Origin of the sequence: Paenibacillus sp. FSL W8-0919 (assembly GCF_038003785.1) — a bacterium.
Lineage (GTDB): Bacteria > Bacillota > Bacilli > Paenibacillales > Paenibacillaceae > Paenibacillus_AQ > Paenibacillus_AQ lactis.
Genome location: NZ_JBBOPV010000001.1, coordinates 1,252,820 through 1,268,083, shown reverse-complemented (window position 1 = coordinate 1,268,083; position 15,264 = coordinate 1,252,820). Strand labels below are relative to the sequence as shown.

Annotated in this window: 11 protein-coding genes; 1 reads left to right on the top strand and 10 read right to left on the bottom strand. The window is 54.0% G+C overall.

Annotated elements, in window-relative coordinates; genetic code table 11:
• Window positions 1-39: 39 nt before the first annotated feature.
• From NST44_RS05500 to NST44_RS05475, 6 genes are all read right to left on the bottom strand, one after another.
• Window positions 40-1,317, bottom strand: coding sequence for a YycH family regulatory protein (locus NST44_RS05500; protein ID WP_007129191.1), 1,278 nt, complete (start codon window positions 1,315-1,317; stop codon window positions 40-42).
• Window positions 1,314-3,068, bottom strand: coding sequence for a cell wall metabolism sensor histidine kinase WalK (gene walK / locus NST44_RS05495; protein ID WP_387733780.1), 1,755 nt, complete (start codon window positions 3,066-3,068; stop codon window positions 1,314-1,316). The genes NST44_RS05500 and walK overlap by 4 nt, the downstream gene beginning before the upstream one ends.
• A gap of 74 nt (window positions 3,069-3,142) precedes the next feature.
• The gene (yycF, locus tag NST44_RS05490) at window positions 3,143-3,874 is read right to left on the bottom strand and encodes a response regulator YycF (protein WP_007129193.1); all 732 of its coding nucleotides are present in this window, start codon (window positions 3,872-3,874) and stop codon (window positions 3,143-3,145) included.
• 41 nt (window positions 3,875-3,915) lie between these two features.
• A complete protein-coding gene (locus NST44_RS05485) occupies window positions 3,916-4,401 on the bottom strand; it encodes a hypothetical protein (protein WP_340898213.1) in 486 nt (161 codons plus the stop codon).
• A 233-nt stretch (window positions 4,402-4,634) separates the two neighbouring features.
• Complete coding sequence (locus NST44_RS05480) at window positions 4,635-6,206, bottom strand: M23 family metallopeptidase (protein ID WP_213616509.1); 1,572 nt, start codon at window positions 6,204-6,206, stop codon at window positions 4,635-4,637.
• Between the two features lie 277 nt (window positions 6,207-6,483).
• On the bottom strand, window positions 6,484-7,185 hold the full coding sequence (locus NST44_RS05475; protein WP_028406236.1) for a hypothetical protein: 702 nt from the start codon (window positions 7,183-7,185) through the stop codon (window positions 6,484-6,486).
• Between the two features lie 324 nt (window positions 7,186-7,509).
• On the opposite strand from NST44_RS05475, the gene NST44_RS05470 reads away from it, so the two are divergent.
• The gene (locus NST44_RS05470; protein WP_340898209.1) at window positions 7,510-9,453 is read left to right on the top strand and encodes a glycosyltransferase; all 1,944 of its coding nucleotides are present in this window, start codon (window positions 7,510-7,512) and stop codon (window positions 9,451-9,453) included.
• A 476-nt stretch (window positions 9,454-9,929) separates the two neighbouring features.
• On the opposite strand, the gene NST44_RS05465 is transcribed toward NST44_RS05470, so the two are convergent.
• From NST44_RS05465 to NST44_RS05450, 4 genes are all read right to left on the bottom strand, one after another.
• A complete protein-coding gene (locus NST44_RS05465) occupies window positions 9,930-11,216 on the bottom strand; it encodes an adenylosuccinate synthase (protein ID WP_144870886.1) in 1,287 nt (428 codons plus the stop codon).
• Window positions 11,217-11,452: 236 nt separating this feature from the next.
• Window positions 11,453-12,817, bottom strand: a complete 1,365-nt coding sequence (gene dnaB / locus NST44_RS05460) for a replicative DNA helicase (RefSeq protein ID WP_007129199.1) — start codon at window positions 12,815-12,817, stop codon at window positions 11,453-11,455.
• 1 nt (window position 12,818) lies between these two features.
• A complete protein-coding gene (gene rplI / locus NST44_RS05455; protein WP_007129200.1) occupies window positions 12,819-13,262 on the bottom strand; it encodes a 50S ribosomal protein L9 in 444 nt (147 codons plus the stop codon).
• Window positions 13,259-15,259, bottom strand: a complete 2,001-nt coding sequence (locus NST44_RS05450; RefSeq protein ID WP_007129201.1) for a DHH family phosphoesterase — start codon at window positions 15,257-15,259, stop codon at window positions 13,259-13,261. Before NST44_RS05450 ends, rplI begins: the two co-directional genes overlap by 4 nt.
• Window positions 15,260-15,264: the final 5 nt, after the last annotated feature.

Here is a 15,264-nt window from a genome sequence, read left to right as displayed (position 1 = left end):
TCCTTGTTCTCGTAATTCCAACACAATCTGCTTTACCCGTTACTCCAGCGTGCGCACACTTCCGTTCTGAAGCTCGACGGCCCATACCGGTTTAAGCAACAGCCCTTCTCCTGTAATGATCGGCAGATATGCCGGCTCCAAATTCTGAATCCGGGATTCCTCTGCGATCGTATCCAGCTTCGCTTGGAGCTCCTCGCCTCCCGACAGGGTCACCATCTGCTTGCTCAGCGCCGGCGATTCCAGATAAAGCAGCGAACGTTCATACGACGTCACCGTGCCTTGCTGCAGATCTAGCTCCATCACGCCGTACTGGAAGCCGGACGTATTGAGAATCGGATAGCCTCCGTAGTACTGCTGGAATTTCACCAGCGTGCGCTCCTCGGATTCACTGGCTTTGCTGAGCCGGTAGATTCCGTTCCACCCTCCATGCTGGTTGACAAAATCAATCGCAGACAGCACATCCTTGCCCGGACTGCTCTCTCCCGACGGCGGCGCAGCCGGGTCGGTATAGCTGATCCAATGCTGCCCCTGATCCACCTGCAGGCTGCGCTTGCTGTCGGTATAAATTTCGGAGCCGTCTTTTTCCCGAATATTGCGGGTGATGCTAGGGTCAAAGAACAGGCTGCGCTGCATCTGCTCAATCGTATACACGCCGATCGGCAGCTCGGTGCTGACCATATTCAGCTTCTTGTTCGGCACATAATATCTGCCGTTAACCATGGTGTATGGCGTCCAATTGAACCCGAAATCGACCAGCTGATCAACGTCCTGAACGGTCAAGTCCGCCTGGACGGCTTCGTAAACGACATCTCCCTTGGTGCTGAAAAACATGACATGAACCTTCGCCTCGCCCGGAACGCTGTACAGCCACATTTTGTTGATGCTCTCTCCACTAAACAGCGAATCGGGCACGATCTGCATCACGCGCTGCAGAAGTGTTACCGGGATGCCTGAATCAAAGCTTAGCTCAATGCCCCGGTTCTCGGATCGAACCTTGTTCCAGTCGATATTGCCTACCATCCGGCGCTGGAAATTGTCGAAGGTCCGGCCCTTCAGCCGGTTGTACACCAGATTGTAGAACGTATCGTTCGGATAAAAGATCGTATGCTTGTCCTCACCGAGATGAATGATCATTTTGTCGGGATACAAGAGATTCTCCGGCTTCTCCTCCGGCCCCATCTCCTCGGTTCGGATGTAGGAATCCTTCGATTGAACGACGGAATCGCTGCCCGGCAGGCGGTAGATCAGCACGTAGCTCTGCACGAGACTGCCAAGGACCAGCACGACCAGCAGTAAAGTCTTTAATCGTTCCTTCACGGCGTTGACCTCCCCTCGTCATTCAGGGGCAAGGTAAAGGTCACGGTTGTACCTTTCTCCAGCTCGGACTGAAGGGTGATTGAGCCCCCGTGGGCTCTAACAATTTCCCGGGCAATGGACAGGCCAAGACCGGTGCCCCCCAAATTGCGGCTTCGAGCCTTGTCCACCCGGTAAAACCGTTCGAAGATGCGATCCAGATCCTTCTTCGGAATGCCGATCCCGGTATCCTTCACGGATAAGGACAGCATGCCGTCCTCTGTGATGCTTGCCTCCATGGTGATGGAACCCCCGTCGGGCGTATATTTCAGGGCGTTGGAGATCAGATTGTCAAGCACTTGGTCGATACCGTCCCTATCCAGCATCGCTGCGGACACACCTGGCTTGATATCGATAATGGTGCGGATATGCTTCTGTTTCATTTGAAAAGAGAACCGGTCCTCGACATCCTCCAGCATCTCCACGATATCCGTCGGCTCCTTATGAAGCGCCGCTTCCTTGGAATCGAGCCGCGACAGGTGAAGCAGGTCGGTGACGAGGCGGATCATCCGCCCGGTCTCGTTCTGGATGACGCCGACAAAGCGCGGCCCCATCTGCTTGTCCTCCAGCGCCCCGTCTTCAAGCGCTTCGGTGTAGCTTTTGATCGTGGTCAGCGGCGTGCGCAGCTCATGCGACACATTCGCCACGAACTCCCGCCGCGAAGCCTCAAGCTTCTCCTGCTCCGTTACGTCCTGAAGCACGGCAATGGTGCCCGTAATCCCAATCTCCCGCCGATGGATCGGCGTAAAGGTAACCCGCACCATGAACGGCTCTCCGCCTTCGCGCGGCGCGATCTCCAGCAGCTTGGAGTCATGATGCTCCCCGCGTGCCAGCGCCTCGGATTCCGCTTCCTCCAAGCCAAGGAGCGACCCGATATCGCGTCCAGCCAGCTCCTCGCCTTCCACGCCCAGCATCTCACCGGCGCGGCGGTTCATCAGGATCACCCGGCCCGCTTCATCCGTGGCAATGACGCCGTCGCTCATGTTGGTGAGGATCGAAGCAAGCTTCTCCTTCTCCTCTTCGTTCTGGGACAGCGCTTCACGCAGGCGGCTCGTCATATAGTTGAACGCCTGGCTGAGCTGGCCGATCTCGTCGCTGCCGAATACCGGCGTTTTCTCGGTAAACCGGCCGTCGGCGACCGCGCGCGCATGCTTCGTCAGCTCCTTGATCGGGTGCGTGATCGTATGCGACAGGATAACCCCCAGCACGGCCGTTAAGCCCAGCGCCAGGAGAATCCCGGATATAAAAATATTGTTAATCCGCTGCATTGTATTGTACAGCTCGCTCATGCTCGCAACGATATAGATCGCGCCTACGATCTTGTCGTTATACATGACGGGCTTGGCGACGACTTTTTTGCGGATATTGTCATCGTCAATAATGTATTCCTCGTTGTCCTGGATTCCCTGCAAAGCCCGGCTTACGACAGTCTGCGTGTTTTTCGTGCCCTCATAATCGGCGTGGGAAGGCAGTGAGGTCGTCAATACCCGTCCCGTCGAATCCAGCACCTGGATCTCGGCCCCGCTCAGATTGAACAGATTGTTCACCATGACGCGCAGGCTTTCCACGGGATCCTCCTCCGATTCGTTCTCGCCGCCAAGGGTTTTGGCGGCCAGCACCGACATCAGCTCCGCACGCTCCTGCAAATCCTTCGTAAAGTTGCTGGTCAGGGACGTCTTCATCGCACTGACGAAATACACCCCGATCAGCTGCATCGCGATCAGAATGAGCAGCACGTAGATGATGATCACCTTCGCCTGAATCGTGCGGAAGAAGGAGAGCCACTTCATTAGAGGCCTCCGTTTTTAGGGCTTCGCATCAGGTAGCCGAGACCGCGCCGGGTTAAAATATATTCCGGCTTGCTCGGATTCTCTTCAATCTTCTCCCGCAATCGGCGAATGGTCACATCCACCGTGCGTACATCCCCGAAATACTCAAAGCCCCATACCGCTTGCAGCAAATGCTCCCGGGTCATCACTTTGCCGGCATTGCGCGCCAAATAATACACCAGCTCATACTCGCGGTGCGTCAAATCAAGGGCCTCGCCGCCCTTATATACCATATACATATCCGTATCAATAAACAGATCGAACAACCGCAGGCCTTGTCCGCCCGCGCCGGTACCGCCCGTTTGATCGGCCGTGCTGTCAGGCTTTTGCTGTCGGCGCATCTGCGCCTTCACCCGGGCCAGCAGTTCTCTTGTGCTGAACGGCTTCGTCACGTAGTCGTCCGCCCCAAGCTCAAGCCCGAGCACCTTGTCGATCTCTCCGTCCTTAGCCGTCAGCATGATGATCGGGATCTGCAGGTTGGCGGCACGGACCTCGCGGCATACGTCCATCCCATCTTTACCGGGCAGCATCAGATCAAGCAGCATCAGATCCGGGCGCCGAGTCAGCGCGATGTCGACCGCACTGATGCCGTCAAAGGCGCAAATGACCTCATAGCCCTCTTTTTCCAGGTTAAATTTCAAAATATCGGCGATGGGCTGTTCGTCATCCACCACCAGAATGGTTCCCTGCATCTTCCTGTTCACCTCATACCTTCACTTGAACGGTCTTCTTTTCATTTTAACACACCTGCCGCCTGGACACACCCATTCCGCCGGGGCAAAGGACACCCACGCATGCAGCACTCACTCCTTTGCTCCAGCTTCCACTCCGCCTCCCACACCCCCGCCTCCATGGCCCGCTCCGGTTCACGGGGAGCGGCCACCTCTTCGGCAGCATCGGCTTCCACGGAAATGGGGATGGACTTTGCAGATAAGGGAAAATATCTTGGAGGTCGCCTTTGGAAGCCCTTTGCCACCTCTATAGCAAGTTCAATCAGGCAAAGGGCGGACAACAGCGGCTGGAAAGATATTTCCCGCTCTGCCTCCCACACCCTCGCCTCCATGGCCCGCTCCGGTTCACGGGGAGCGGCCACCTCTTCGGCAGCATCGGCCTCCACGGGATTGGGGATGGACTTTGCAGATAAGGGAAACCCTTCATACTCAGCTTGGGGTGGCATTCGGAAAGCGGAGCGCTCGCCTTTGAATTCGGAAAATCTCATCAGGGATTATTAGTTCCAATTTTCCGAATTCAACAGCGATGGAGAAGGACACCCCATGCCACTAAACTGCAAAGATATTTCCCGTTCTGCCTCCCACATCCCCATCCCCCATCCAAGCAGATGCAAACGAAGAAAATGGCCGCCCCCGTAAAGGAGCGGCCATCTTCATCATTATGATATATAAAACCAATAATGGCTTATGTCGTCACTAGTAACGATAGTATAACACAGATTTATAAATATTTCATCGGGTTTTGGGCAACTCCATTTTTTTGAATTTCAAAATGGAGATGGGTTCCGGTCGAACGACCGGTATTGCCCATCACGCCAAGCTTCTGGCCTTGGCTGATGGACTGGCCGTTGCTGACGGAGATCCGGCTCATGTGGCCGTACAGGGTACGGTAGCCGTTGCCGTGGTCCACAATGACCACATTGCCGTACCCGCTCTGCTGGCCGGAGAAGACAACCCGACCGGAGGCCGCGGCCATAATGGTGCTGCCGCCGACAACGTCGATGCCCTCATGGCTCCGTCCCCAGCGATGTCCGAAGGAGCTCGTGATGCGAGCTCCGCTCACCGGCCAGGCGAACTGCTTGCTGCTCGACGTTTTTTTGCTCACCTTCGGTGCAGCCGCTTTGCGTTCCACCTTCGTGCCTTTATAAACAACCTCCGGCAGCGCCTCCTGAACCACCTCTTGCCCGGTCCACAGCTTGGAGACCACCCTGCCGTTCTCCTTCGTGACCACGTAACTCACGGTTTTGACACCGTCTCGCCCAGGTCGGACAACTTTACGCTTACCGAGAGGAAGCTGGTCGCTCTTGCGAACGATCGTCTCCGGCTTGCTCGGCTGCTTCTCGGTAACCGTCTCGACCGTCCGCACCGTGAGCGGCGCTTCCGGCTGGGTAAGCTGCAGCTTGGCCCCAATCTGCATGTATTTTTCCTCAAGCCCCGGATTCAAGGCCATAACCTCCGATGATTTCATCCCGTACTGCTTGGCAATCGAGGAAATCGTATCCCCTTCTTTCACCGTGTAGGTCACCGGCTTGTCCTTCGCTCCGGTAAGCACCTTCACGGCGTCCTCCACATCCAAGACCTTGTTCGGATCGGCTTTCGTGCCGGCCACGGTAATCTCTTCCTTGATCTGGACGGACTCCAGCTCTGCGTCTTCTTTATTCTTGGTAGAAGCTTGAGCAGAGACCCTCTTAAAAGCAACCTGCTGCGTCTTGGTCTTCCCCGCATCCGCGTCCGGCGCAAATTTCAGCTTGGCAGCCTCAATCGCAGCCCTTGCCGTCTCCTGGTCCTTGACGATCGCAACAGTCTTGCCGTCCACCTTCAGCTCGACGCCCCGAGCGTATGCCTTCAGCATGCCGTCCAGCTTGTTCAGCGTTTCCTCGCTGTTAATTTCCGGCTTAAAGGAGCGATCCGCTTTCGTCGTAATCCCATCGGTATGCAAAACCATCAGCACATCCGGGTATTTCTCCTGAAATTCCTGTCGCTTCTCTTCAAACAGCCGGTCCAGCTCGGCGTCATCAGCAATCGCGCCGATCGCTTGACCGTTAACATATACATGATAGAACGGAATGGTATTGGCGTTCACATAAGCCTTGCTGCCGGTATATATCGATCCTGCTAGGAGTAGAGCCCCTGCCGACATCCAAATCCACTTGCGCGGAACGGCCCGTCCAGTAGATTCCGGATGAGAAGGCAGCTCGGACTCGTCTGTTGAATTGTTGTGTAGGGCGGAGCGATCCGCTTGCTGTCGACGAAGCAAACCTTCGATCCACCGTATCCCCTTGAAACCCTTCATGTCCCTCTCCTTCTAGCCTTGTTCATATGTAATCACTGCATATCATCTGAACATGTTGACTGCTCGTTTGAAAAATGTCATCACCTGTCAAAAGGTATCAAAATTTTAACCTTTTTGATCTTTGTATACTTTAACATAGCCGTTAAGCTCATTTCAAGTTTGCCAAAACAGCAAAAAACCCGCATCACATGCGGGTTTTCACACGTCTTCCAATATTAAACGGCTTGCAATTTGTGACAAAACAGTGACCAGGCGCATCTCAGCTCCTGGCCTTGCTCTATTCCTGGAGCAGCGAGATTAGTTTGTCGTACTCAGCTTCACTCAAGTATTGGGTGATGCCCTCCTCGATCTCCGCGAGTTCGGCCTCCGTCAAGCCATCCTCCATAGCTTCCGATATTTTCTGCATTTCCGATTGGGGAAGCTTATTCATCAGCAATGTAAAGATTTCCTCCTTGTCCTCAAGCGGCAGACTGCCTTTGCGGTCTACAATATCGCCAGGAGTCATGACAATCTGGTCGTCCTCTGGCGCCGTTTCCGAATCGGCCGCGGAGCTGCCCATCACCGGCAGCGATCCATCCGGAGCCCCCTGCTCGGAGGACGTCCCTTCCGTTTCCCCCGTGCCTGCATCCGTTTCTTCAGCCTCCTGCGTCCCGTTAGTCTCCGCATCTGCCTCGTCTGTACCAGGCTCCTTGTCATCGCTTTGCACGGAGTCTGGTGAAGTTTGATTGGCATTCGTCACATTCACGGTTTCCGAAGTGGCTGGCGTCGTACCAGTTCCGGTGTCGGCACCCGCGCCAAAGCCAAGCATCGTCTTCATGATGCCTCCGACTCCTAGAGGCTGAGCCTCAAGCTGAATATTAAGGCTGGACAGGATCGACTGAATATAAGCGTTCACAACGATTCCCGTGGTCACAATCGTCAATGTGCTGACAAGGATTGCCGTCAGGCTGACCTTCAGCAGCCATTTCATCAGATTCATCCGCCTCTCCTCCTTCCTTCCGCATGCCATAAGACGGCGTAATGATGGCTGTCTTCTTTTTCCAGTATTGACGCTTATCGTTCCCTTCAACCTCAAAGCTTTCATATTTTCTATTGAGAATTGCTATATTGCAGGGATATCCACCCCGTGCATTCGCATAATTACGGCATGTTGATATGATCACCTATGCCCCCTATGCCGGACCTGCATACGATAAAGTACCAGTTGCATGAGATGCTAGAGCCGAACGATGTCCGTCTGCCAGTAAGCCGGAATGAGAGTGGTGCATTGTCATCTCAAAGTGAGAGGAGGCACATTAGACGCATGTTTATACATTCTCAAGAGAGCGAGCCGCTGGTATCCGTGGTTATCGCATGTTATAACTATGGGGTTTATCTCGAGGAAGCGATTGACTCATGCCTCGCCTCCACGATTCAAAATATCGAGATTATTGTTGTCGATGACGGTTCCACAGACCCTTATACCGTAGAGTTGTTCCGAACCATGAAGAAGCCAAAGACGAAAGTCATTCGACAAGAGAATAAAGGAATCCCGGCAGCGTTAAATCGGGGGATACGGGAGGCAAGGGGGAAGTATATTTTTCGCCTTGATGCCGATGACCGAGTCCACCATACGCTGCTGGAGAAGGGGGCGCTCGTATTGGATACCCGCCCTCATGTCGGTTTCGTTACTTGTTATCTTCAGGCATTTGATCAGGAGAATTGGACTTGGATCCTCCCCCCCTTCTCCTTGGCCCAGCTGCTCAGAGATAATATAGTCGTGGGGAATTCAATGTTTCGGCGTGCCGCATGGGAGGGATCGGGCGGATTTGACGAACAAGGCAAAGGCTACGAGGATTGGGACTTCTGGATCCAGCTGACCAGTCTCGGTTGGGGAGGATTCTGTATTCCTGAATTGCTGTTCTTCTACCGCAGACATGGCGAAACCGAATCCGTCAGACAGTTTCCCCGCCAGAATGAGCTTCGCGAACATCTTCGGAGAAAACACCACCGGGCCTACAGCATGCTCGATGCCGGACAGCTAGAGTACAGCATGAGGCAATCGTCTGCGATATCGGCAAATTGGAACATTCAGTCAGATAACTATATGGTGACCAAACCGGCTGACGACAAAATTAAAATTATGATCATCATGCCTTGGCTCATTATTGGCGGGGCGGAGACCTTCTTTCTGGATCTGTTGGAGGCCATGCCCAGAGATCAGTATCACATTACACTGGTCACGACCATACGGGAGGAAAGCCCGCTTTACCAGAGATATGACCAATGTACCGATGAAATCTTTCTGCTCCCTTCGATTTGCGAGCTGCCGGAGCAAATGGAGGCCATCATCCATTACCTGATCGAAACCAGGGGCATACAGATTCTCCATAACAACAACAGCGAAGTCGGCTACAATATACTGCCTGGCTTGAAAGCGAGATTTCCTCATCTTAAAACCATTGCCCTGCTTCACGCCTATGTTCCTGAATTGCCCTGGGATCATGTAAGGCATTCCGTTCAGTTCGATCCTTGGATTGATTGCTATAACGTGTGCAGACAGTCAATGAAGGACACCTTGACGAGCCTGTTCCATATCAATCCCGAGAAAATCTGCCTGCTGCCAAACGGGATCAATACGAATTTATATCGCCCCGGTACTGCCGAGGAATATGCCATATTAAAACAAGGCTTTAACATCCCGCTGGATAAGAAGGTCGTCTCCTACATCGCCAGACTAAATATCGACAAGGACCCGTTAAAATTCATTTCCATCGCCAAACAAATGATCGCTGCCGATTCCGCGGATCGCTACCGGTTTCTAATCGTTGGGGAAGGTCCGTTGAAGCAGCAGGTAATCGAAGCCATCGGGCCGCTGTCGTCCAAAATCATTGTCCTTGGTGCGCGCGGAGACGTGCATCAGATTCTGAAGTTTACGGATGTCATGGCGTCCACCTCGCCAAGTGAAGGACTTCCGATTAGCGGTCTGGAAGCGATGGCAGCCGGGGTGCCCGTCATAGCCTTCGCTGTCCGGGGATGGATGGATTTGATTCACCAGCACCATGACGGCGTTCTCATCGGGCGTTCCGAAGCAGAGGAGCTGGATTACGCCCAGCAGCTTATGTACCTCCTGGACCATTCTGAATGGAGAGAGCGAATGAGCGCTGCCGCCCGTCAGAAAATAGAGACTTATTACGGACGCGAAGCGTTCCTTAATCGGTATCAGGCACTCTACCGTTTATTGGTATCAGGCATCATTCCTCATTGAGGTTAACTTTCGTTCCCCGATCTATATAATCTATGGAAGGGATTCAGCAATGGCTGCCATAATGGGGTACGCACGTTAAAAGACCGGAATCATCCGCATGTAACGCTTTCGGATGATTCCGGTCTTTATGCTGCCGGGAATAGCATTCCCGGCTCTCCCATAAGGCCGTACGCCTTGTTAAGAAGCGTATGGCTTCTTCCCCTCTGTGATCATAGCTATCCTGCCGTGCGGTTCGCTGTCTTAGCCCCAATTCCAAACCCAGCGTCATGCTCTTTATTTCTAACTCCATTATAGGGTTGAAATCTTTGCGGTCGAGGGATAATTTTTTCGGACGGAGGGGTATAATCTTATACTTCTTCCCCATCGCCCCCAAAATAAAAAGCCTGCCGGGTTCTCACCCCCGAGCAGGCTTCAACAGGTCTAACGGATGACGTTCTCCGTCTCTATATTTTGGGACAATTGATGCTTCTACAGCATTATTCGTAGATCGGCAGCACTTGATTCGTCTGCTCCCGGTTGCGGCCTACCGAGAAAATCGCAATCGGAATGCCGGTCAGCTCCGATACCCTCTCCACATAACGACGGGTATTCTCCGGAAGGTCCTCCAGCGTCTTCGCACCGGTGATATCCTCGCTCCAGCCTGGCAGCTCCTCATAGATCGCTTCACACTCGGCCAGCATTTTAAGGCTGGACGGATAGTGCTTGATCTCCTCGCCACGGTATTTGTAGGCTGTGCAGATCTTAACGGTCTCGAGACCGCTCAGCACATCCAGCGAGTTCAGCGACAGGCCGGTGATTCCGCTGACGCGGCGGGCATGGCGGACCACGACGCTGTCAAACCAGCCGACGCGGCGGGCACGGCCCGTAACAGTACCGTATTCATGGCCTTTTTCCCGGATATAGTCACCGATCTCATTGTTCAGCTCGGTTGGGAATGGTCCATCGCCGACACGGGTCGTGTACGATTTCGCTACTCCGATAACCTGCTGGATCTTGGATGGGCCTACACCCGAGCCGATGCATACGCCGCCGGCCGAAGGGTTGGACGAAGTAACGAACGGATAGGTGCCTTGGTCGATATCCAGCATAACGCCCTGTGCGCCTTCGAACAGCACCTTCTTATTTTCATCAATCGCATCATTCAGCACGACCGACGTATCGCGGACGTATGGACGAATGAATTCGGCATACTCCAGGTACTTCGTCAAAATCTCCTCGACATCAAGCTCCTCGCCGCCGTACACTTGCGTGATCACCTGATTCTTCTCCTTCACCATATGGCGAAGCTTCAGCTCGAACTCCTCGGGATCCATCAGATCCGAGATCCGGATTCCGTTGCGCGCTGCTTTATCCATGTAACAAGGACCGATCCCTTTGCGGGTTGTACCGATCTTGTTCGGGCCCTTCCGGTCCTCTTCCAGAGCATCCAGCACCATATGGTACGGCATGATGACATGCGCCCGGTCGCTGATGACCAGATTGTCCGTGCTGAATCCATTATCGTGAATATAGTTAATCTCTTCAATCAGTGCAGCCGGATTTACGACCATGCCGTTTCCGATTACACAGGTTTTATCTTTATAAAATACTCCGGATGGAATCAAGCTGAGCTTGAACTTTTTACCGTCAATCAGAATGGTGTGACCGGCATTGTTGCCGCCTTGGTAACGGGCCACCACGTCGGCGCTTTCCGCCAAATAATCCGTGATTTTCCCTTTCCCTTCATCTCCCCATTGTGTTCCCACAACGACTACCGTTGACATATTCATTCCTCCGCCCGGGCATTAGCACCCTTATTATTTCGTCAAACCCTTTATGAAATACATCGTCTTGAAGCATGTTTCATATCCTCAACTGCACAAAAGGCAGCAATACCAGTGTAACAGTCCTTATTTTTAAAGTCAAATAAAAAACGAACAATCGTACACTATGCAGTACGATTGTTCGGAATTAGGACGAGAACTACAGATGATTCCCGAATATATTCGTAGATGATTGGCTATCCTGCCGCAAAAGCATCGGCATGCGTACGCTCGTAATTGACGAATTTGTTGAAGTTCTTCAAGAACACCAGCTCGACCGTGCCGACCGGGCCGTTACGCTGCTTGGCAATAATGATCTCGATGATGTTCTTCTTCTCCGTCTCCTGATTGTAATAATCATCCCGGTACAAGAACGCAACGATATCGGCATCCTGCTCGATCGAACCGGATTCCCGAAGGTCACTCATCATCGGACGCTTGTCCTGACGCTGCTCGACGCCCCGGCTCAGCTGGGACAACGCGATTACCGGCACTTCCAGCTCCCGCGCAATCTGCTTGAGCGTACGGGAAATCTCGGATACTTCCTGCTGCCGGTTCTCGCCCGGCTTACCGCGCCCGTGAATGAGCTGCAGGTAGTCAATCAGAATCATCCCGAGCCCCTTCTCTTTCTTCAGGCGCCGGCACTTCGCCCGGATATCGGCAACCGTAACCCCAGGCGTATCATCGATATAAATTTCCGCTTCCGACAGCGCGGCGATCCCCATCGTCAGCTTGGACCAGTCCTCATCGCCTTTAAAATCGCCGGTCCGCATGACGCCTGCGTCGAGGTTCGCCTCGGCGCAGATCATACGCTGAACCAGCTGCGGCGCGGACATCTCGAGACTAAAGATCGCGACCGTCTCCTTCGCCCGAATCGCTACATTCTGCGCGATATTCAGGGCGAACGCCGTTTTACCTACGGATGGGCGCGCCGCTACGATAATAAGGTCACTGCGCTGAAAGCCGCTCGTCATTTTATCGAGATCAACGAAGCCGGACGGTATTCCCGTCGTGCTCCCCCGGTTCTGATGCAGAACCTCCACCTTCTCGAACACTTCCATCAGCACATCCCGGATCGCAATGAACCCGCTGCCCGTGCGCCGGTTGGAAATTTCGAGAATGCGGCGCTCCGCCTCGCTCAGCATGCCGGCTACATCTTCCCCGCCGGTATAGCCTTCGCTCACGATCTGCGTCGCTGTTCGGATCAACCGCCGAAGCATCGATTTCTCTTCGATGATCTGCGCGTAGTAATCCACGTTCGCCGCCGTCGGAACCGCATGCGCCAGCTTCGCTAAATAGCTGACGCCGCCGATTTCCTCCAGCTGTCCTTTATCCTGAAGACGGGAGGTGAGAGTCACCAGATCGATCGGCTGATTCTCTTCTCCGAGCTGCACCATCACTTCGTAGATCATCTGGTGCGTTTTGTCGTAGAAGTCCTCGGTCTGCACCCGCTCCATCGCCGTAATCAGCGCTTCGCTCTGCAGCAGAATGGCCCCCAGCACCGCCTGTTCGGCTTCGAGGTTCTGCGGGGGGACCCGATCGAAATAGAGTTCTCCTCCCATGTTATTCCTCCGTAATTTGAACCTTAAGCGTTACCTTCACATCCGGGTGCAGCTTCACCGGTACCTGCGTCACGCCCAGAGTTCGAATCGGTTCACCCAGCTCGATTTTTCGCTTGTCGATCTTAATCTTCTGTCCAGCCAGCGCTTCGGCAATCTGCTTGCTCGTAATCGCGCCGAAGAGGCGGCCGCCTTCGCCGGCCTTCGCTTTCAGCACAACCGTCATCTCTTCCAGCTTCTTGCCGAGCACTTGAGCCTCTTCCTTCTCTTGAGCCTTACGCTTCTGTTCGGAAGCCTGCTGCTGCTCCAGCGTCTTCATATTGCCCTCCGTTGCCGGACGAGCAACCCCGCGCGGGAACAAGAAGTTTGTTGCATAACCTTCCGATACTTCCTTCACTTCGCCTTTCTTGCCTTGGCCTTTCATATCCTTTATAAAAATTACTTTCATTCGAATAACCCCTCTTTCGCTTCAATGTCCTCCAACACTTCCATCAGCTGCTCCTCGGCTTCTTCCAGCGTCGAGTCCAGCTGTACGGCGGCGTTGGTTAAGTGTCCGCCTCCCCCGAGACGTTCCATAATCATTTGAACATTCATCTTGCCCATCGATCGGGCGCTGATGCCGATCTTGCCGTCTGTGCGCTCGCTGATGACAAACGATGCTTGCACATCGTTCATATTCAGCAGCATATCGGCAACCTGCGCGATCAGCATTTGCGGCATCGGCTCCCCGCTCTCCGCGACCGCAATGGCGATGTGATCATATACCATTCTAGCATGTTTTACGACTTCTGCCTTAGCGATAAATTCTGTCAGATCTTCCTTGAGCAGCCGTTGGATCAGCATCGTGTCCGCACCATGCCGCCGCAGGAAGCCTGCCGCCTCAAACGTCCTGGATCCGGTATGAAGGGCGAAGTGCTTCGTATCGACCGTTATACCCGCTAACAGCGCTGTCGCCTCCACAGGGGTAAGCGATACCCGGTCATGAATATACTGCAGCACCTCCGTAACGAGCTCGCAGGTGGAGGATGCATATGGCTCCAAGTAGATCAGCACCGCGTCGTTGATGAATTCCTCGCCCCGGCGATGGTGATCCATCACGACCACCCGGCTTGCCCGCTGCACGAGCCGCGGCTCCATCGTCATGGACGCTTTATGCGTATCCACGACAACGAGCAGGGTATGCTCGGTCATCATCTGCATCGCATGCTCCGTCGATATGAAGCGGCTGATCAAGGCCTCATCCTTGCGAACCTCATCCATAATCCGCTCAATCGACGGGTTGAGCCCCTCCAACACAATATATGCGTCCACTTTATACATCTGAGCGGCTTTTAGAATACCGACCGATGCCCCGATCACGTCCATGTCGGGCAGCTTGTGCCCCATCACGATGACGCGGTCGCTCTCCTGCATCAGATCGCGCAGCGCATGGGAAATGACGCGAGCGCGGACCCGTGTCCGCTTCTCCACGGCATTGGATTTGCCGCCGTAGAAGGACAGGCGCTGCCCCGCTTTCACCGCTGCCTGATCGCCGCCCCTTCCCAGAGCCATATCAAGGCTGGACTGGGCCAGCTGACCGAGCTCGGTAATATCATCGGAGCCGAAGGCAAGACCGATGCTGAGCGTAAGCGGCACCTTCAGATCGGCAGTCATCTCCCGCACTTCATCGAGGATGACGAACCGACTGTTCTCCAAGAGATCAAGTGATCGGTGATTCAGCATCATCAAATAACGATCCGACGATAGCCGCCGCAGATAGACGTTGAATTCCCGGGCCCAGTCGGTAATTTCGCTGGTCACCTTCGCGATGAGCGCCGTCCGCTGCTGGTCATCCATGCCCTGGGACGCCTCGTCGATGTTGTCCATCATAATGATGCCTAGCGCCAGACGCTCATCCTCATACCGCTGACGCAGAACGACCAGCTCGGTAATCTCATCAAGATAGATCAGCCGTTCTTCGGGAATGACGGTCGCCCCATAAAACTTGTCCTCATGTGATATTTCGAGCCGAATCTCCTTAGGCTGGTTCTCCTTGCCATCCTTCTTCTCCCGCGTCTCCTTGATCGCCTTCACCAGCTGAGGAAGCAGATCCTCCAAGGATACGCCGACCAACGTCTGGTGAGGAAACATATTCACAACGAATTGATTATGCCACTCCACCGTCTTATCCTCGCTGTATAGTACGATTCCGAACGGCAATACGCTGACGGCCTCTCCCTCTACACGTCGAATGCGAAACGATAGATCGCCAATATACTCGACGAGCTCCCGCCGGAATTTCATCTCCGCTTTTAGCATCGCGTATCCGCCGATCACAGCCAGCAGCAGCCCGACCAGACCTAGAATCGTATTATAGAATGACAGGAATATGACAAGCAGAAGCACCAGCGCAAACGCCCAGACGGTGTGATAGCCGTGCCAGCGTTTCTGCAGAAATTTAGGCATGACTC